We start from the raw sequence: 18,199 nt of genomic DNA on the forward strand, positions 1-18,199 counted from the left end.
GTCACTTCTCCTGCGCAGAGGACGTGGGAAGGGGCATCGGGGTGCGGATGATGTCGTGCGCGGCGGCGACCTTCTCCTGGAACAGGTCCCAGCTCGCTTCGGGAGACAGGTGCTGCGGCCGGTAGACGACGGGTACGTCCTCCCGCCAGTCGGCGAAGTCCCAGTTGAATATGCGCTCACGCAGCCTCGGGAAGTCCGGGGTGAGCGGGTAGGGAACGAAGTTGTAGAGGTTGAAGAGCCACAGCGCCGAACTGTTCTCCCGCATCCAGTCGACGGTCTGGCCGTGCGCGGCTTCCGTTTCCTCGTCGAGGCCGCCCATCATGTTGAGGACGACCTTCAGGCCTGCGTCGCTCAGCTTATGGATTTTCGTGGTGTAGTCGTCGAGGCCGCGGGAGAGTTTGTTGAGCCGTTTCAGCATCTGGGAGTCGGCCGACTCGAAGCCGAGTTCCACGGCGACGACGCCGAGTTCCCGCATGGCGTCGACGATCCAGTCCTTCACCTGCATGACATGTGTCTGCACGATGAACCGGTATCCTGGCCGGTCGCGGAAGACGTCCAACAGGTTGGCGACCGCTTCGCGTGACTGGCCGAATGTCTTGTCGCCGATGTAGAAGAGCCGGGTGTCCGGGAAGCGGGCGGTGAGTTCGTCCACTTCCTTCTCGAGGGCGCCCTTCTCCACGAGGGTGAGCTGCTTGCTCCAGGCGTCTCCGCAGAAGGAGCACTGGTACAGGCATCCGTGGCTGGCGTTGAGCCGCAGCAGGGGGACCTGGCCTTCGTAGCCGCCGAGATGGCGGTAGTCCGGTGCCCAGGTGATCCGCTCGGACACCAGTCCGGGGAGAAGCGGCTTCTCCAGGTTCCCGCCCGCTCCGGAGGCGAGACCGGCGAGCCTGCGCACGAAGGTGGCGTCGAGCTGGCCGCGGTGTACCGCGTGGACGGCTCCGTCCGGGGCGAGCGGGGCCATGTTCCCGCCGAGGACGACGCGGCGTCCGGCGTGCTCCAGGTGTTTGGCCACGTCCAGGGCGAGGCGGAAGTTCTGGGCGAGAGGCGACATGAGGACCAGGTCGCCGGGGGTCGTCGCCTCCATCAACGGCTCGGAGCAGGCGTCCGGTTCGGCCGGTGTCCTCGACAGGTCGCGGAAGACGGAGTCGATGCCCGCGGTGTCGAGCAGGGCGGTCAGATGGGCGACCCATAACGGCATCTCCCATAACCCGTCGGACGGGATGAAGTATTCGGGGAGTAACGCCCGGAATCGCCGGTCGTAATCGTCGTAGTAGCTCGACAGATGAGGGTCGGGGTCATGACTGGAGGGGAAAGGAAGTTGGACTACGCAGCTCTTCGGCATCGTCGTTCCTTTGCTCGATGATGATGGGGGCATCCTCGAAGTGGAGTCGTCAGCCGGAACCGCGGGAGAAGACCGCACAGCGCAATTCGCTCGTGTGGCGTTCTCCGTCGATCTCGAGCCAGAGCTGTTCCGGCGACGGAAGCATTTCGCTGAATTCCAGGGGAGAATCCGACCGCCGGGCGAGGCGGAACACCTGCCTGACGATGAGGGGGGACTCCCAGTCGACGTACACCGGTTTCGGCTCACCGGGGATCTTCAGGAATCCGTGGCGGGGCAGATCAAGGTCACGGCGGAGCCTGCGGGCGGCGGCGAACTCGGCCGCGTCCCCCTTCGCCGGGCGCGTGCCTGGGCTCCATCCCCGAAGGGCGTTCGCGGGTATGCGCCAGCGCTCCCGGTGCAGTACGACGCGGCCGCAGCGGATGCGTGGCAGGTGGTCATGTCCGGCGCTGCGTATGCCGACGCCTCCGAAGTGCCGGGGGAAGGCGAACGGGGACAGCGGGTCCTGGCGGATGCTGGGTCCGCCCGCCAGCGGAGCGAGCAGCTTCAGCCGGCCTTCCACTCCCCGGGCGCGGAGCTCCAGGCGTTCGGCGGTCGCCACGACGTACAGCTGGTGGGGCTGGAGCACGGCGTCCCGGCTCTTCGGGGACAGCCCGTGCACCTCCAGGTCCGGGCAGGGGTAGGCCAGTTGGGCGGCGGTTTTGTCGGGATGCGAGCGGGAGAGGTCGACCAGCACCTCGTCCTTGTCCAGCAGGCTCTGGTACCGCGCGTAGACCTCGTCGAGCAGGTCCGGAGCCTCGGCCTGCAACAGCGGGGCGAAGCTGGAGTGGGTGAGCGCCTCACGGACGGCATGGCAGTCGCCCACGACGGCGAGGAAGTCGCCGCCCGCGAGCGCGTCGGCGTCCCGTGCGGCGAGCATGACGTCCGGATTGCACAGTGCGGGCGGCGTGGCCGGATGGCGCGAGAGCAGCTGCTCCAGCTGCCCCCGGTCGACGACCGTCTCGTGCTGGTCGCCGGTGGCCCCTGCCAGCAGTACGGCAGTGATCTCGTGGTCGAGCGCCGCGATGTCCCGGTCCACTTCCTCGCACTTGAGGGCGAGTTGGGGCTTGTCCTCGAAGAAGCCGGCGTAGAAGTGCTGGAGAGCGACGGGGTTTCCCTGGCCGAAGCGTGCCTTCATCCAGTCGTGCAGGATCTCCTGCTCGCGGCGGACCCGGAGCCGGGGGGCGAGAAGCGTCAGGTCGTAGACCACGGACAGCTCGCGGCTGACGACGTTCTCGATGTCCTGGCCGAGGGCCATGTCCCTGACCGGGCTGTAGGCCTCCTCGTAGAGGACGCTCCGGTCTGCGTAGTGCAGTCCCTGGGAGCGATTGGCCGCGGTCCCGGTGGTCTCCTCGAAGGTCTTCTTGAGGCGGCCGAGGAGGGCTGCGCGGTCGACGGCCGGGCCGTCGGCGAACTGTCGCAGCGTGTCGGCGAACCACCGCACCACCGCGCGTTCGCCTGCTTCCTTCTCCAGGTGTCCCTCCAGGTGTCCGTCCAGCGTCCGGAGGGGATCGGCGGTCCCGACGGGAATCTCCCAGCGCGCTGTCAGCCAGCCCTTGCTGACCAGTTCACGCAGTACCTCGTCGAAGGTGCGGCGGGGCGGGGTGCTGCCGCGTCGCGGCCAGGCGGCGCGGAGCTGTGCCACCGTGCGCTCGCCGTCGCAGCGTTCCCACAGCCATGACTGGTCGTCGTCGAACGTCTCGGCCGTCACCTCGACGAAGCGCCAGTCGTCCGGCATACCCGTGCGCGTCTCGAACGCGTACAGCCGGATCCGCGGACCCTGGCCGAACGCGAGCGGCAACCGCCGAGGACGCACGGTCTCGAAGAGCTCAGGACGGCCGCTGAACGCCTCGGCGAGCGCTTCGCCCGCCCAGTGGCTCAGGAAGGCGACGCGTCGCAGTGGACCGGTGGACCAGGAGATCCCCGGGGTACCGGGTGCCACCCGGGCCACCGCGAGAGGACCGAAGTGGGAATGCGTCTCGTTCTTCGTCGTGACCCGCTGGAGGTACATGGCGAGCAGGTCGGTCATGCGCTTGACGTGCCCGTCCGATCCGCCTCCGCCACTGTCGATCCAGTCGGTGAACTCCTCGAAGCGCGCGTCGTTCGACAGGAGCAGAACCTGCTGGAGTGCGGGGTCCCGGAAGAGGCGTACGACACTCTCGCGACCGCGGGCCAGCGCTGCGGCGTGCTCCTTCTCGAAAGCGCTCCACACGCTGTCCAGGGCCAGAACCGCGTCCTGGTAGCACGTGACCGTCTCCAGGGATGCCTGGCTGAGGTCCGTCTCCAGGCGGGCGAGATCCCGTGGCGGTAAAGGGCGCAGCATGCCCACCCCGGAGGCGATGTCTCCCTGCGTGCCCACGCGCTCCTCGCGCAGCACCGCTTTCAACCGCTGTCCGATCCGACGCGCCTCATCGCAGCGGGCGAGTACGGCATCCGCGGTTCTCGCAGACGCCGAATCGGCGACTTCCCGCAGGAGAGAGCAGGGGAATCCGGCGTGGCGCAGCAGCATGACCGGGGCGAGCGCCCACGCGTCGCGGTCACTGGAGCGGCCGGTCGGAGTGTTGCCGTCCGGCAGTCGTGTGTCGTCCTGACGCTGTCCTCGACGGTCCATGACTGCCCCCGTTGGCCGCTCAGTGCTCACCACTGGGCGTGACGCTAGCCACGGAGTGCGGCGTCTTTCAATGGCATATGCATGGGCTTGCCGACTTCATGCCAAAGATTGGCCTGATCACTCTCCACACCAGGCACTTCACGCTCCGTGCGCCACGGTGGTCGGTGTGCGGGGCGTGCGTGCCGGGCGTCGGGGCGCGGGCGAGGACCGGCTTCTCAGGCGGCGCCCGTGAGCAGGTCCGCGACGCGTCGGGCCGTGGCGGCGTCCCGGGCCGCGGTGAACGGCAGCGTGTTGCCGCCGCCGATCCGGAAGGGCTCACCCGTCAGCGTCAGGTCGGCGCCGCCCGCCTCGGCCACGAGCAGCAGGCCCGCCGCGTGGTCCCAGGCCAGCTCCCACGAGAAGGCGACGGCGTCCAGCGCTCCCCTGGCTATGGCGAGGTACTCAAGGCCCGCCGACCCGCACGGCCGGGGCCGCACGCCGTCCACCGCGAGGCCGAGCAGGGCCCGCTTCTGCTCCTCGGTGGTGAAGTCCGGGTGCGAGGTGGCCACTTCGAGGTCGGCGCCCGCGGCGGGCGAGCCGGCGGTCAGCCGCTCTCCGTTCAGCCAGGCGCCCCGGCCGCGGATCGCCACGGCGAATTCGTCCAGCGCCGGCGCGTACGTCCAGGAGGCCTGGACCTCGCCGCCCACCGCCAGTGCGACGAGCATGCAGAACCCGGGGTCGCCGTTCACGAACTGCCGCGTCCCGTCGACGGGGTCCACGATCCACACCGGCGCGTCACCCCGGATCGCGTCGTACGTCGACGGGTCCGCGTGCACCGCTTCCTCGCCCACGACCACGGAGCCGGGGAGGAGGGCGGCGAGGTCCACCGTCAGCTGCTCCTCCGCGCGGCGGTCGGCGACGGTCACCATGTCGTGCGGGCCGCTCTTCTCGACGACATCGCCCTCGGCGAGCTGCCGGAAACGGGGGGTCACCTCGGTGGCCGCGGCCTTGCGGACGGCTTCTTCCACGTCACGTACGCCGTGCGTCAGAAAGTCTTCGATCATGTGTCCATGAGAGCACGACGGACTGACATCCCGTTCGGCCGCGGAGAATGGGGGGTGAACGGGGGGACAACTCCTGGGGCGGTCACGTCGCCCCGCGCCGCGGGGGAGCCGAGCGCAGCGTCACCGCCCCACCGCGTACCCCTGCGCCCCCCGGGGATTCGCCGCCGCCGACAGCACTCCGGTCCTCGGATCCCGTGCCACCACGCACAGGCGGCCCTCCGACCAGCCGCCGCCCACCACCACGTCATGCCCCCTGCGCCGCAGCTCGTCCACCACCTCGGGGTCCATCCGGGATTCCACCGCCAGGCTGCCGGGCGTCATCCGGCGCGGGTGGAAGGAGCCGGGGAACGCCTCCGTGTGCCAGCTGGGCGCGTCGATCGCGCCCTGCAGGTCGAGTCCGCCCCGTACGGAGGCCCGCGCCACGACGCCGAGGAAGAAGTGCACCTGCCACTGATCCTGCTGGTCGCCGCCCGGCGTACCGAAGGCCATGACGGGCACCCCGTCCCGCAGCGCCAACGACGGCGTCAGCGTCGTGCGCGGCCGGCGCCCGGGTGTGAGCGAGTTCGGCAGGCCCTCCTCCAGCCAGGCCATCTGGAGCCGCGTTCCCAGCGGGAAGCCCAGCTCGGGCACGACGGGGTTGGACTGGAGCCACCCTCCGCTGGGCGTGGCGGACAGCATGTTGCCCCACCGGTCGACGACGTCGAGATGGCAGGTGTCGCCGCGCGTCGCGCCGTCCACGGTCACGGTCGGCTCCCCGGCTCCCGCCGCCGCCCCGGCCCCCCGGTCGAGACCGGCGGTCTCCCCCGCGGCCACCGCCAGCGCGTGCGCGGAGAGCCGCGGTTCGAGCCCCCCGGGCGCCCCGGGCCGCAACTCGTACGAGGCCTTCTCCCCGATGAGCCGCCGCCGCGCCGCGTTGTACTCGGGCGAGAGCAGCTCCCGCACCGGCACGCCGTCCGCGCCCCGCTCCCCCGCGTCCCCGTACCAGGCCTCCCGGTCGGCCATGGCCAGCTTGCAGCCCTCCACCAGGAGGTGGACGTACGCGGCCGACCCGTACTGGGGAAGTTCCGCGGCGGTCGAGGGCAGCAGCGCGAACTGCTGCAGGAACGCGGGGCCCTGGCTCCAGGCGCCCGCCTTGCACAGGGTCCAGCCCTCCCAGTCGTACGTGACGGGGTCCTCGTAGGAGGCCGTCCAGCCGCGCAGGTCCCGCGCCGAGAGCGTCCCCACGTGCCGCTCGCCGCTGGTGTCCATGGTGGGCTGTCCGGCCTGCCGTACGAGCGCCTCGGCTATGAACCCGCTGCGCCACACCTCGCGCGCGGCCTCGATCTGCGCCACCCGCGCGTCACCTGCCGGGGCGCCCTCCGCCTTCGCCTTGGCTTCCGCCTCCGCCGTCAGGCGCCGCCAGGTCGCGGCGAGCGCGGGGTTGCGGAACAGCTCTCCGGGGCGGGGGGACCGGCCGCCGGGGAGGTAGATCTCGGCCGACGAGGGCCACTCACGCTCGAAGAGCTGCCGTACCGTCTCCACGGTCTCGCCGACCCGCTCGACGGGAGCGTGCCCGTCCTCCGCATATCCGATGGCGTACTTCAGTACGTCGGCGAGTGGCTTCGTGCCGTGGTCCCGCAGGAGCAGCATCCACGCGTCGAAGGCGCCGGGCACGGCGGCGGCGAGCGGGCCGGTGCCGGGCACGAGTTCCAGGCCGAGGGAGCGGTAGTGGGCCACCGTGGCCCCGGCCGGCGCGGGCCCCTGCCCGCAGAGCACGCGCACCTCGCCGCCCGCGGGGGCGAGGATGATCGGGACCTCGCCCGCGGGCCCGTTCAGGTGCGGCTCGACCACGTGCAGGACGAATCCCGCCGCGACCGCGGCGTCGAAGGCGTTGCCGCCGTCCTCCAGTACGGCCATCGCGGACTGGGAGGCCAGCCAGTGGGTGGACGACACCATGCCGAAGGTGCCCTGCAGAGTGGGACGCGTCGTGAACATAGGCCCTCTCACCTCGCTGTTTCGCCCTCCTGGCCCGGGAGTTGGGCGCGCGGGACGGACGTGCGGCTTCCCCGCTTCCCAGGAGGCTATCGATCACCCCGCACCCCTTGGTCCCCGAGGAGGACTTCTGATGCGCAGCGTGACCTGTTCGATGAGCGTTTCACTGGACGGCTACATCGTCGGACCGGACGGTCGTTTCGACTGGACAGCGCCCGGCAAGGAGGTCTTCCGCTTCGCGAGCGACGAGGTGCGTGCACTCGGCGTCCACCTGCTGGGGCGACGGCTGTACGAGACGATGCTGTACTGGGAGACCGCCGACCGGGACCCGGCGCCCACCGCCGCACTGGACTGGGAGAACGCCGACCAGGACCTGCTCGGCTTCGCCGCGCTCTGGAAGGCGCTCCCCAAGGTGGTGTTCTCCACCACGCTGTCGGAGGTGCGGGGCAATGCCCGCCTGGCCTCCGACGGCCTGGCAGCGGAGATCGAACGGCTTCGGGCGGAGCCCGGGGACGGCGACATCGCGATCGGCGGCGCGACGCTCGCCGCCGAGGCGGCCGCGCTGGGGCTGATCGACGAGTACCGGATCAGGGTCTACCCGACGCTGGTCGGCGGCGGCGTTTCGCTCTTTCCCCGGCGCGAGCGCCGGACGGATCTCGAACTCGTCGAGACCCGTACCTTCAACACGCAGGTCGTCTACCTCCGCTACCGCGTGGCGCGCTCCAGGACCTCATCGCCGCCCCGGCATCCGAGGGGCTAGCGGACGTCGACGTAGTCCTCGCTTCCGTAGTCCGCGTAGGAGGAGGCGGTCGTGTCGGTGTAGCGCATCTGCCAGGTGCCGTCGCGCTGCGCGGTGAACTTCTTGCTGAACGTGCCGTCGGTCAGCGTCTTGGTGCTGCCCAGTTCCTGCCACGCGGAGCCGGCCGTCGCGGCCTTGAACCAGACGCGGATCTTCTGGCCGCCGTACGGCCGCCAGGTGGACCCCGCCTTCCGCATCAGGCCGCCCTTGGCCGTGAGCGTCGCCCCCTTGCGCACGCCCTCGGGCGAGACACCGTCGTTCCAGATCTTGGTGTACGTGCGGCCGAGGTCGAAGCCCGCGCCGTTCACGCCCGCGTTCACGAGGCGGAGCCGCCACTGGGCACCCGCATCCCCCTTCTTCGGCGAGGACGCCGTGAAGGTCGCGCCGTACGCGGCGTCGAAGGTGCCGGTGCTCGACCAGGTCCCGCCCGCGGAACGGCGGTCGATGGACACCTTCGCCTTGGTCCCCGCCGGGTACGAGCCCTGCGTGACACCGAGCTTTCCGGTGAAGGTGACCTTGCGGTACTTGCTCACCCCGGCCTTGACGTTCGACAACGCGCTCGTCCGAGGGGGCGTGGCCAGCGTGAAGGAGTGCGGGGCCGGTGCCGTGAACCAGTTCGACGCGGTCGGCAGGACGCTCACCTGCCCGCCCTGCTTGACGGTGTACGCCGTGGAGAAGGCGCCGTTCGCACCGCTCACGACGGTCCCGTCACCGATCCGCACCTCGGCGGCCAGCGGCTTCTCGGTGCCGTCGTCCGCGATACGGGTGAGCTTGCCGCGGACGGGGATGTCGCTGCCGTACGGGGCGGTGACCGTGCCGGTGGGGGTGTCCACCGTGAGCTTCAGCGGCTGCTTGCGGAAGGGCAGGGTCAGCGACTCGTACTGCTGGTCGAACATGTACTCGTAGGTGGTGGCGGTGCTGTACTCGTCGAAGTGCTGGGAGGACGTGAAGCGCCCCGCCTCGTCCGTCCACACCCATCCCTCGCCGTGGGCCTCGCGGGCGCGGTAGTACAGGCCCACTCCGGCGAACGGCTTCACCTCGTGGGTCCGGGGGTCCTCGGCCACCACGGACCCGGAGACCGTGAGGTCGGCGTTGTCGTAGGAGATCCACGGGCGGCTGCTGGTGAGGGTCAGCTTGGGGTTGAGACCGTAGTTGAGATAGCCGGTCGACGGCTCGACGACCTCGTCCGGCTGCCCCTCCCTCGCCACGACGTCGATCACGTAGGCGCCCATGGAGGGCAGGGTGACCGGCTCGGACCTGAAGGTGTCCTCGTAGCAGTCCTCCGTGTCGGGACATGCCTCGGTGCCGTCGAGGCGGACATCGGCGAGGACCCTGCTGTCGTTCTTCGCGTGAATCCTGAGCGTGACGTCCTCCGGGCGGAAGCGCGAGGACATGTGCTCATAGAGGGCGTAGACCTTGCCCCCTTCCACCACGGTTTCCGTCCGGCTCTTCGCACTGCCGCCACCCGCGTGCGCCGCGGGCGCGGCGACCAGTGCGGCAGCGCAGACCGCCATGCTCGTGGCCAGCGCTGCCGTGTACTTCTTCAAGACGTGAACTCCCCCATCGGGTTTTGCCATACGTACGAGCGTTTGACCTGCGAGGGGGGTGCAGGGTTGCGCGACTGCGTGCCTCAATTCGGTTCCGTCGCGCTGCCGCGCCGCAGCCGTTTCCGCACCGCATCATGGCTTCGTGGCGGCAGAGAACGTGCAGTACACCGAGGACGGTCACTTCATCGTCGTCAAGGGGCGGCGGTGGCGGGCCACCGATCCCCGTGTGCCCGACGACGTGAGAGAGCGGCTGGTCCGCCATCTGATGGCGGCCCGCAGGGCCGTTGCCGCCGCGGGTGACGACGCGGAGGCGCGGGGGGCCGCCCGGGCGCGTGTGCAGCTCGCCAAGACGGGGCTGGGGGAACGGGGCACGGCCTGGTGGGAGCAGTCCCTCGCCGAGCGGCGCCGGCGGTGGGAGGACTGCCTGCGGCGCCTGGACGAGGAGGCGACGGCCGGGGCCGCCTGAGCCGCACGGTCCGGGAGGGGCTTACGGGGTGGATCAGGGGTGATCGGGCGTACCGCAGTTGTGCCCCTTTCGGGGACGGCGGATTCTGGAGCAATGAACGAGGCTGATGTGGCGGCATGACTGCATGGAACGCGGAGCAGAGCACCGACTTTCGTGGGCCCCTCGACGTCACCAGGGCGGCCACGGCGGTCGTCGACGCCCGGGACACCGTCATCGGGTGGAGCGACGCGGCGGAGCGGCTCCTCGGCCATCGGCTCCTGGAGATCGTCGGCCGGCCCCTGACCACGTTCCTGTCGTCACCCGGCACGACGCCCGCCCTCCGCCCCCTCTCCCCCGGGTCCTGCGGTGACGAGATCCGCGTGGCCCGGCACCGGGACGGACGCGAGCTGATCGTCGCCATGGCGGTCTGCGCCCTGCGAGGGAGGGACGACGGCTCGACGCTGCGCGTCCTCGTCATCACTGAGCTGGCGGATCTCCGGTTGTGGGAGTCCCGGCAGTCCCTGTTGCACGGCCTTGCCACCCAGTCCCCCGTCGGCCTCGCCATCTACGACACCGACCTCTGCCTGACCTGGTGCAACACGGCGTACGAGCGGGACATGGGGCGGCCACTCGCCGAGTTCCGCGGTGCTCGGGCCGATGAGCTGTACTCGGAGGGGAAGTTCGTGACCAGGGGGCACCCGCCCACTCTCGACGCCGTCATGCGTCATGTCCTGGACACCGGCGAGCCCTTCCTGGACCTGCACTTCCAGGGACGCCCGCCCAGCGACCCGGAGACGGACCACCTCTGGTCCTGTGCCTACTACCGGCTGCAGGACGCCGACGGGAACGTGTTCGGAGTGTGCGAGGACGCCTTCGACATCACCGACCGCTACCGGGCACAGCGGCGGCTCGCCCTGCTCGTCGAGGCGGGCCGCGGCATCGGGACCGCCCTCGACGTGCTGGCCACCGCCGAGAAGATCACCGAGGTGGCCGTACCGGAGTTCGCCACCACGGTCACGGTCGACCTCGCGAAGCCGGTCCTCGATGGCGAGGCACCGGCCACCAGCGGCGCGGCGGCGATGTCGCTGGTGCGGGTCGCCCGCTGCCCGGCGAAGGAGACGGAAGACGCCGAGGTCCTGCGCCCTCCTCGCCACAGCCCCATCGCCTATCCACCCGGGACCCCGCAGGACCGCTGTCTCTCCTCCGGCGGGCTCGTGCTCGACGACACCGTCCTCGTCGTGCCGTTGCGGGCAGGGAACAGCGTGCTGGGGCTCGTCACCTTCCTCCGCGAGGCGCCGGCCGCCACGTTCGACAGCGGTGAGGTGGCGCTGGCCGACGAGTTGGTCGCCCGGACGGCCGTGTCCATCGACAACGCGCGCCGCTTCACCCGCGAGCGCACCGCCTCCCTCGCCCTCCAGCGCCAGTTGCTGCCGCAGCGGCTGCCCGAGCAGTCGGCGGTCGATCTGGCCTACCGCTACCTGCCCACGGACGACGTGACGGGGGTCGGCGGTGACTGGTTCGACGTCATTCCGCTGTCCGGGACCCGGGTCGGGCTCGTGGTCGGGGACGTGGTCGGCCACGGGTTGCAGGCGGCCGCGACCATGGGTCGGCTGCGTACGACCGTGCGCGCGTTCGCCCAGATGGACATGGACCCCGTCGAGCTGCTGTCGCGGCTCGACGATCTGGTGGGGCAGTCGGCGGAGGAGCAGGGCGGCGAGCGGGGGGCCTCCGACGGTGCGTACACCGATGTGACCACCGGGGCGACCTGTCTCTACGCGGTCTACGACCCGGTCTCGCGGCGCTGCGTCATGGCCAGGGCCGGGCATCTGCCGCCGGCGGTCGTCGATCCGGACGGGCAGGTGTCCTTCCCCGACCTGCCGGCCGGCCCGCCGCTGGGCCTCGGCGGCCTGCCGTTCGAGTCCCTGGAGATCGAGCTGCCGGTGGGCAGCCTGCTGGCTCTCTTCACCGACGGCCTGGTCGAGGCCCGGGACCGGGACATCGACCACGGGCTCGACACCATCGGACGGGTGCTCAGCGACCGGCACGCGTCCCTGGAGGAACTGTGCGACCGGGCCGTCGCGGAACTCCTGCCGGGCGGCTCGACGGCGGACGACACGGCCCTGCTGCTCGTCCGCACCCGCGAACTCGACACCGCGCAGGTCGCCGAGTGGGAGGTGTCCGCGGAACCGGTCGCCGCAGGCCGTGCCCGGGACCTGGCCACCCGGCAGCTGCACCGGTGGGGCCTCGAAGAGCTGTCGTTCACGACCGAGCTCGTCGTCAGCGAGCTGGTGACCAACGCGGTCAGGTACGCGGACGGTCCGATCCAGGTACGCCTCATCCGGGACCGCACCCTGCTGTGCGAGGTCGCCGACACGGGCCACACCTCACCGCACCTGCGCCACAGCGGCGAGGACGACGAGGGCGGGCGCGGCCTGTTCATCGTCGCGCAGCTCGTCCAGAGATGGGGCACGCGCTACACGCCCTCCGGCAAGACCATCTGGACCGAGCAGGCCTTCCCCACGACGGTCTGAGCCGCCCGTACGCATCCCAACGCCCCCGCCCGCCGCTCACGCCGCTCACGCCGCTCACGCCGCGAACAACGACTCGATCCGGTCCGCCGCCGGCCGCAGCCCGGTCAGCCGCTCGACCCCCGGCGCGTACGCCCCAGCCCCCGTCGACCAGCCCGGCCCCGCGACAAGCACGGTGGGATGCGTACGCGCGCCCCGCACGCCCCACTCCGCCTCCGCGACGAGGTGCACCAGCGCGCGGTCGGCGGTGTTGCGCGAGTGCGCCCAGAGCACCACGGCCGAGGGGCCGATGCGCCGCACCGCCTCGTACAGCGCCTCCGCGGGGAGGGCGGCGCCGAACATCCTGGTGGGCAGGCCCCGTTCGCCGAGGACCGCGGTGAGGGCCTCCAGCGCGAGGGTGTGCTGCTCCCCGGGTACGCAGGTGAGCAGCACCGGCGCGAGGGGCACCGTCGTGAGCGGCGGGGCGTCGGCCGCGGCGGTGTCCTCGAGGTCCGGGACGCGGCGCAGGACACAGGAGACGTGCCAGGAGAGCAGATGCTCGACCTCCACGTACCGCTCGCCGCAGGACGCCCATTTGCGGCCGATGGCGTGCAGGGCGGGGGCCATGACCTCCTCCCACCCCTTGGTGAAGCCGTACGCGGTCACCGTGGTCCGCAGCTGCGCGTCGACGGCGGGCGCGTCGAGCCGCACCGCCGCCCTGGCGAGGCCGCGGCACTCCTGACGGACGGTACCGAGGGAGAGTTCGCCGGGGTCGCTCCCGCGTCGGGGCCGCGGCACCTCGGCCCCGGCTTCCCGCAGGGCCAGCCGCGCGGCCTCCGCCGGCGGTACGCCGAGCGCGGTCAGCCGGCACATCTCCTCCACGCGGCCCACGTCCCCGGCGCTCCAGCGGCGGTGCCGGCCCTGCTCGCGGCGGTGGGCGGGCCCGATGCCGTACCGCCGCTCCCAGGAGCGCAGCGTGGTCGGCGCGACGCCCAGTCTGCGGGCGACGGACCCCGTGGTCAGTGCGGGTTCGTCCGTGCTCCGCCGGGAGGGGTCCGGCTGCCCTGTAGCGCCCATCCCGCGACGATACGACGCACAAGCGCTGCGAGTTGTCGTCTTCGGGGACTGTCACCAGTCTGAGAGCCTGTCTTTGAACCCCCGTCGTCCGCGCGAAGCGCGGGCGCAGCGGCGTTCGGTGCGTGCGATCGGTGTGCGGAGTTCCAGGTCATGTGGCGGAGCCACCTGTCCTGGAACTCCGTGCGCCGAGGGCGCGTGCCGGGCGTCGCTGTGCAGGCGGGGGTTCAAAGACAGGCTCTCGGGGCGACTTCGGCCTCCGGACGAGGAGTACGCGCTCGGCGCGGGCTGCGCGCGTCGCGGGACGGCCCGGGACGCCCGTCCGGTCCGGAGTACCCGGTGTTGGGCAACTCTTGGAGCCTTGGAGGCAGAACTATGGAAATCACGGGCGCGAACGTCCTGGTGGTCGGTGCCACCGGCGTCCTCGGCGGCCTCACCGCCTGCGCCTTGGCGGAGCGCGGCGCGCGGGTGGCGCTCGCGGGCCGCAACCCGGTGCGGCTCGCCGCTCTCGCCCAGGACCTCGGCGACGTACCCGCCCGGAGCTTCGAGGCGTGCGACCTGGACCAGTGCACCGCGCTGGGGCCGTGGGCTGCGCGGTTGTTCCCGCGGCTCGACGGGGTCCTCGTGACGGTGGGGGCCGCGGGTTTCGGCGCCGTCGAGGACGTGTCGAACGCGGCGGCCGGGCACCTGCTCACGGTGAACGCGCTCTGTCCCATGGCGGTCCTGCGGGGCGCGGCTCCGGTGACGGCGGACAAGGGGTTCCTGCTTGCGGTCACCGGGTTCGACCGCGCCGGACGCCTCGCGGGCAGCGCGGACTACACCGCCTCCAAGGCGGCGTTGAGCGGCTGGCTCGGCGTGCTCGCGGAGGAACTCGCGCCGCGCGCCGTCGCGGTCCACGACTTCCGCGCACCGCATCTGGACACCGGCTTCACCGAACGGCCGCTCATCGGCAGTCCGCCCGCGCTGTCGCCGGGCACCGACGCGCTGTCGACGGCGCTGTCCCTGGTGGACAGGATCGCCTCGGCCTGAGGGCCTGTCTTTGAGGGCTTGCCCTTGAGAGGCGTCGTCATGCGATACCCCTGGCCTGCTTGAAGCGGCTGAGTCCGTCGGCCAGTTCGACGAGCGGCTCGGGGTAGTCGTAGCGCGCCCGCTCCGCCGCCCGCAGCTTCCACGGTTCGTGGACCGCCGGGCCGCGCAGCTCGCCGAGTTCCGGCACCCAGCGGCGTACGTACGCTCCGTCCGGGTCGTAGCGCTTGGCCTGGAGCACGGGGTTGAGCACCCGGTTGGGGCGGCTGTCCGTGCCGGTTCCCGCCACCCACTGCCAGTTGAGCTGGTTGTTGGCGAGGTCGCCGTCGACCAGGAGCCGCCGGAAGTGGCGGGCGCCGACCCGCCAGTCGACGTAGAGCGTCTTGGCCAGGAAGCTCGCGGTCAGCAGTCTGCCGCGGTTGTGCATCCAGCCCTCGTGCAGCAGCTGGCGCATCGCCGCGTCGACGATCGGGTACCCGGTGCGTCCCTCCTGCCACGCGGCGATGTCCTCGCGCGCCGACTCCTCGGAGCGCCAGCGGTCGCCGCGCGTGCGGTAGTCGGCGGTGGCCGCGTCGGGGCGCGCGGCGAGCACCTGGTGGTGGAAGTCGCGCCAGCACAGTTGCCGGACGAAGTCCTCGGCGCCCCGGGACGTCCGCCTGCCCGCGTCGCGGACGAGTTCGGCGCCGGACAGCGTGCCGAAGTGCAGATGCGGCGAGAGCCTGGACGTGGCGTCGCCCGCCAGGTCGTCGTGGGTCTTGTCGTACCTGTCGATGCCGTCGCGCAGCCACGCCTTCCACCGCGCGCGGCCGGCGCTCTCACCGCCCTCGGCGAGCCCCGGCGAGAGCCCCTTCACCCGGTCCCTGGCGGGCAGGGGGTCGGAGCGGACGTCGTCCGGTACGCGCACGGTGCGCGGGGCGGCGAGGACGGCCCGCACGCCCTGCGCCGACCAGCGGCGGTAGTAGGGGGTGAAGACGGCGAAGTGGCCGGAGCCCGCGGGGGTGACGGCGCCGGGCTCGACCGCGGTGATCACGGCGTCGTGGACGTGCAGGTGTTTCCCGTCCGCTTCCAGTGCCGCGCGCAGCCGCTTCTCGCGGGTGTGCGCGTACCGGCTGACTCCGGCCGCCATGTGCACCTCGTCGGCGTCCGTCGCCCGGACGACGGCCCGCACCTCGTCGACGGGGTCACCGGCGCGCACGACGAGCCGGCCGCCGCGGTCCCGCAGCCGCCGGTCGAGGTCGGTCAGGCAGTCGGCGAGGAACGCCTCGCGGTTGGGGCCCGAGCCGCCGAGGCCGCCGATGGTCCGGTCGAGGACGAAGAGCGGCACCACGGCGTCCGCGCGCTTGACGGCGGCGCGCAGCGGCGGGTGGTCGTGCACCCGCAGGTCGGAGGTGAACAGGACGACGGAGATGCGCATGGGGTGGGCTCCAGTGGACGAGTGCCTCGGGCACGTGGCGCGGTGCCGGTGCCGACCGCTGTCCCCACTCTCCGCCGGACCGGCTCCGGGGCCGCGCCGTGCGGCGCGTGTTGCCCTCATATGGCGCGCGGAAAGGGACATTCCCCTACTCGGTTAGCGTGGGGGGACGATTCGGAACAGTGAGCCGAGGGCGGTTGCGCCCCTCGGGCATGGAGGAAGCACGTGCACGGTGAGTACAAGGTCCCCGGCGGCAAGCTCGTCGTGGTCGATCTGGACGTCGAGGGCGGCGCACTGCGGAACACGCGCGTGGCCGGTGACTTCTTCCTCGAACCCGACGAGGCGCTCGACGCGATCAACGGCGCGCTGGACGGCGCGCCCTCCGACACGGACGCCGCGGGTCTCGCCGCCCGCATCGACGCCGCGCTCCCCGAGGGCACCGTCATGTACGGCCTGACCTCGGACGGCATCGGCGTCGCCGTCCGCCGCGCCCTGGCCCACGCGACGGACTGGACCGACTACGACTGGCAGCTGGTCCACGAGGGGCCGCAGCCGCCCGCGCTGCACATGGCGCTCGACGAGGTGCTGACCCAGGAGGTCGCGGCGGGCCGGCGCCCGCCGACCCTGCGCGTCTGGGAGTGGGCCTCGCCTTCGGTGATCATCGGCAGCTTCCAGTCGCTGTCCAACGAGGTCGACGCGGAGGGCGCCGCCCGGCACGGCGTCGAGGTGGTGCGCAGGATCTCCGGCGGCGGCGCGATGTTCGTGGAGCCGGGCAACACCATCACGTACTCCCTGTCCGTCCCTGACGCCCTCGTCCAGGGGCTCTCCTTCCAGGACAGCTACGCCTATCTGGACGACTGGGTGCTCGGCGCTCTCGCCGACATGGGCATCAAGGCGTGGTACCAGCCGCTCAACGACATCGCGACGGACGCGGGGAAGATCGCGGGCGCCGCGCAGAAGCGCATGGTGGCGGTGGGCGGCGGGGCGGGCGCCGTGCTGCACCACGTGACGATGTCGTACGACATCGACGCGGACAAGATGCTCGACGTGCTGCGCATCGGCAAGGAGAAGCTGTCCGACAAGGGCACGCGGAGCGCCAAGAAGCGCGTCGATCCGCTGCGCCGCCAGACCGGTCTTCCCCGCGAGACGGTGATCGAGCGCATGATCGACTCCTTCCGCTCCCGCTACGGACTCGCTGAGGGCAGGGTGAGTGACGAGGAGCTGGCGCGCGCCGAGGATCTCCTGCGCACCAAGTTCACGACCCCCGAGTGGACTGCGCGCGTGCCGTAGTCGACGCGCGGGCCGGGTGGTCAGGTCATGACCGGGACGACCGACTCCGCGTACGCGTCGATGACCTCCTCGCGCGCGTCGTGCATCGCGTACACCGCGAACTGGTCGACGCCCAACTCCTTGAGTTCCCGCAGCCGTTCGAGGTGCGCCTCGACGGGTCCGAGGAGGCAGAACCGGTCGACGATCCCGTCGGGCACGAAGGCGGTGTCGGGGTTGCCGGTGCGGCCGTGGTGGCTGTAGTCGTAGCCCTCGCGCGCCTTGATGTACGCGGTGAGGGCCTCGGGCACCATCGAGGAGTGCTCGCCGTACCTGGCGACCAGGTCGGCGACGTGGTTGCCGACCATGCCGCCGAACCACCGGCACTGCTCGCGGGCGTGCGCGAGGTCGTCGCCGACGTAGGCGGGCGCGGCCACGCAGATCTTGACGTCCGCCGGATCGCGCCCGGCACCGGCCGCCGCGTCCCGTACGGCCCTGACCATCCACCGCGTCAGATACGGGTCGGCGAGCTGCAGGATGAACCCGTCGGCCTTCTGCCCGGCGAGCGCGAGCGCCTTCGGGCCGTACGCCGCCATCCACACCGGCAGCCTGCCGTTTCGCACCCACGGCAGCCGCAGGGTCTGCCCGCCGACGTCGGCCTCGCGGCCCTCGGCGAGGTCACGGATGACGTCGATCGACTCGCCGAGCCTGGCCAGGGTGTTGGGCTTGCGCCCGGCGACGCGCATCGCGGAGTCACCGCGCCCGATGCCGCACACGGTGCGGTTGCCGTACATGTCGTTGAGCGTGGCGAAGGTGGAGGCCGTGACCTCCCAGGTCCTGGTGCCCGGGTTGGTGACCATGGGGCCGACGGTCAGTCGCGTCGTGTGCTCCAGGATGCGGCTGTAGATGACGAACGGCTCCTGCCACAGGACGGACGAGTCGAAGGTCCAGCCGTAGCGGAAGCCGCCCCGCTCCGCGCGCCTCATGAGGCCGACGACCTCCGAGGCGGGCGGGTCGGTCTGCAGTACGAGTCCGAAATCCATTGCCCCGACTCCTCACGCACGTCACGCAGGTCGAATGACACCCGGGAAGCCGCCCGAGGGAGCCGGGAGCCGTCCGGG

13 protein-coding genes are annotated in these 18,199 nt (G+C 71.6%); 5 read left to right on the forward strand and 8 right to left on the reverse strand.

Translation table 11 applies throughout. The features are described from left to right. Position 1 precedes the first annotated feature (1 nt). The 4 genes from ACFVYR_RS35770 to ACFVYR_RS35785 all read right to left on the reverse strand — a co-directional run bounded on the left by ACFVYR_RS35770 (position 2) and on the right by ACFVYR_RS35785 (position 7,006). Positions 2-1,198 carry a B12-binding domain-containing radical SAM protein gene (locus ACFVYR_RS35770; protein ID WP_384258535.1) on the reverse strand — a complete coding sequence of 399 codons (1,197 nt, stop codon included), beginning with the start codon at positions 1,196-1,198 and terminating at the stop codon, positions 2-4. 193 nt (positions 1,199-1,391) lie between these two features. Continuing rightward, a complete protein-coding gene (locus ACFVYR_RS35775) occupies positions 1,392-3,989 on the reverse strand; it encodes a lantibiotic dehydratase (RefSeq protein ID WP_384258538.1) in 2,598 nt (865 codons plus the stop codon). Between the two features lie 215 nt (positions 3,990-4,204). Then, positions 4,205-5,032, reverse strand: a complete 828-nt coding sequence (locus tag ACFVYR_RS35780; RefSeq protein ID WP_384258540.1) for an inositol monophosphatase family protein — start codon at positions 5,030-5,032, stop codon at positions 4,205-4,207. A 120-nt stretch (positions 5,033-5,152) separates the two neighbouring features. Then, complete coding sequence (locus ACFVYR_RS35785; RefSeq protein ID WP_384258542.1) at positions 5,153-7,006, reverse strand: gamma-glutamyltransferase family protein; 1,854 nt, start codon at positions 7,004-7,006, stop codon at positions 5,153-5,155. Positions 7,007-7,136: 130 nt separating this feature from the next. On the opposite strand from ACFVYR_RS35785, the gene ACFVYR_RS35790 reads away from it, so the two are divergent. Beyond that, positions 7,137-7,763 (forward strand): dihydrofolate reductase family protein, encoded by a 627-nt coding sequence (locus ACFVYR_RS35790; protein ID WP_384258544.1) that lies wholly within the window; start codon positions 7,137-7,139, stop codon positions 7,761-7,763. On the opposite strand, the gene ACFVYR_RS35795 is transcribed toward ACFVYR_RS35790, so the two are convergent. After that, complete coding sequence (locus ACFVYR_RS35795) at positions 7,760-9,349, reverse strand: hypothetical protein (protein ID WP_384258547.1); 1,590 nt, start codon at positions 9,347-9,349, stop codon at positions 7,760-7,762. The genes ACFVYR_RS35790 and ACFVYR_RS35795 overlap by 4 nt on opposite strands. Positions 9,350-9,491: 142 nt before the next feature. Between ACFVYR_RS35795 and ACFVYR_RS35800 the strand changes: the two genes are divergently transcribed. Together ACFVYR_RS35800 and ACFVYR_RS35805 are read left to right on the forward strand one after the other, a co-directional pair. After that, on the forward strand, positions 9,492-9,815 hold the full coding sequence (locus tag ACFVYR_RS35800) for a hypothetical protein (RefSeq protein ID WP_384258549.1): 324 nt from the start codon (positions 9,492-9,494) through the stop codon (positions 9,813-9,815). 116 nt (positions 9,816-9,931) lie between these two features. Then, positions 9,932-12,325, forward strand: coding sequence for a SpoIIE family protein phosphatase (locus tag ACFVYR_RS35805; protein WP_384258551.1), 2,394 nt, complete (start codon positions 9,932-9,934; stop codon positions 12,323-12,325). A 54-nt stretch (positions 12,326-12,379) separates the two neighbouring features. On the opposite strand, the gene ACFVYR_RS35810 is transcribed toward ACFVYR_RS35805, so the two are convergent. Further along, on the reverse strand, positions 12,380-13,378 hold the full coding sequence (locus ACFVYR_RS35810) for a MerR family transcriptional regulator (protein WP_384258553.1): 999 nt from the start codon (positions 13,376-13,378) through the stop codon (positions 12,380-12,382). Positions 13,379-13,750: 372 nt separating this feature from the next. On the opposite strand from ACFVYR_RS35810, the gene ACFVYR_RS35815 reads away from it, so the two are divergent. Then, the gene (locus ACFVYR_RS35815; RefSeq protein ID WP_384263694.1) at positions 13,751-14,404 is read left to right on the forward strand and encodes an SDR family NAD(P)-dependent oxidoreductase; all 654 of its coding nucleotides are present in this window, start codon (positions 13,751-13,753) and stop codon (positions 14,402-14,404) included. Positions 14,405-14,441: 37 nt separating this feature from the next. On the opposite strand, the gene ACFVYR_RS35820 is transcribed toward ACFVYR_RS35815, so the two are convergent. Next, positions 14,442-15,815, reverse strand: coding sequence for a cryptochrome/photolyase family protein (locus ACFVYR_RS35820; RefSeq protein WP_384263697.1), 1,374 nt, complete (start codon positions 15,813-15,815; stop codon positions 14,442-14,444). Between the two features lie 222 nt (positions 15,816-16,037). On the opposite strand from ACFVYR_RS35820, the gene ACFVYR_RS35825 reads away from it, so the two are divergent. Beyond that, positions 16,038-17,102, forward strand: a complete 1,065-nt coding sequence (locus ACFVYR_RS35825) for a biotin/lipoate A/B protein ligase family protein (protein WP_384263700.1) — start codon at positions 16,038-16,040, stop codon at positions 17,100-17,102. Between the two features lie 20 nt (positions 17,103-17,122). Here the strand turns inward: ACFVYR_RS35825 and ACFVYR_RS35830 are convergent, their stop codons facing one another. Further along, entirely contained in the window at positions 17,123-18,121 is a 999-nt protein-coding gene (locus tag ACFVYR_RS35830) for a TIGR03842 family LLM class F420-dependent oxidoreductase (RefSeq protein ID WP_384263703.1), read from the reverse strand. Between the last annotated feature and the right edge of the window lie 78 nt (positions 18,122-18,199).

This window comes from Streptomyces sp. NPDC058284 (assembly GCF_042881135.1).
Lineage (GTDB): Bacteria > Actinomycetota > Actinomycetes > Streptomycetales > Streptomycetaceae > Streptomyces.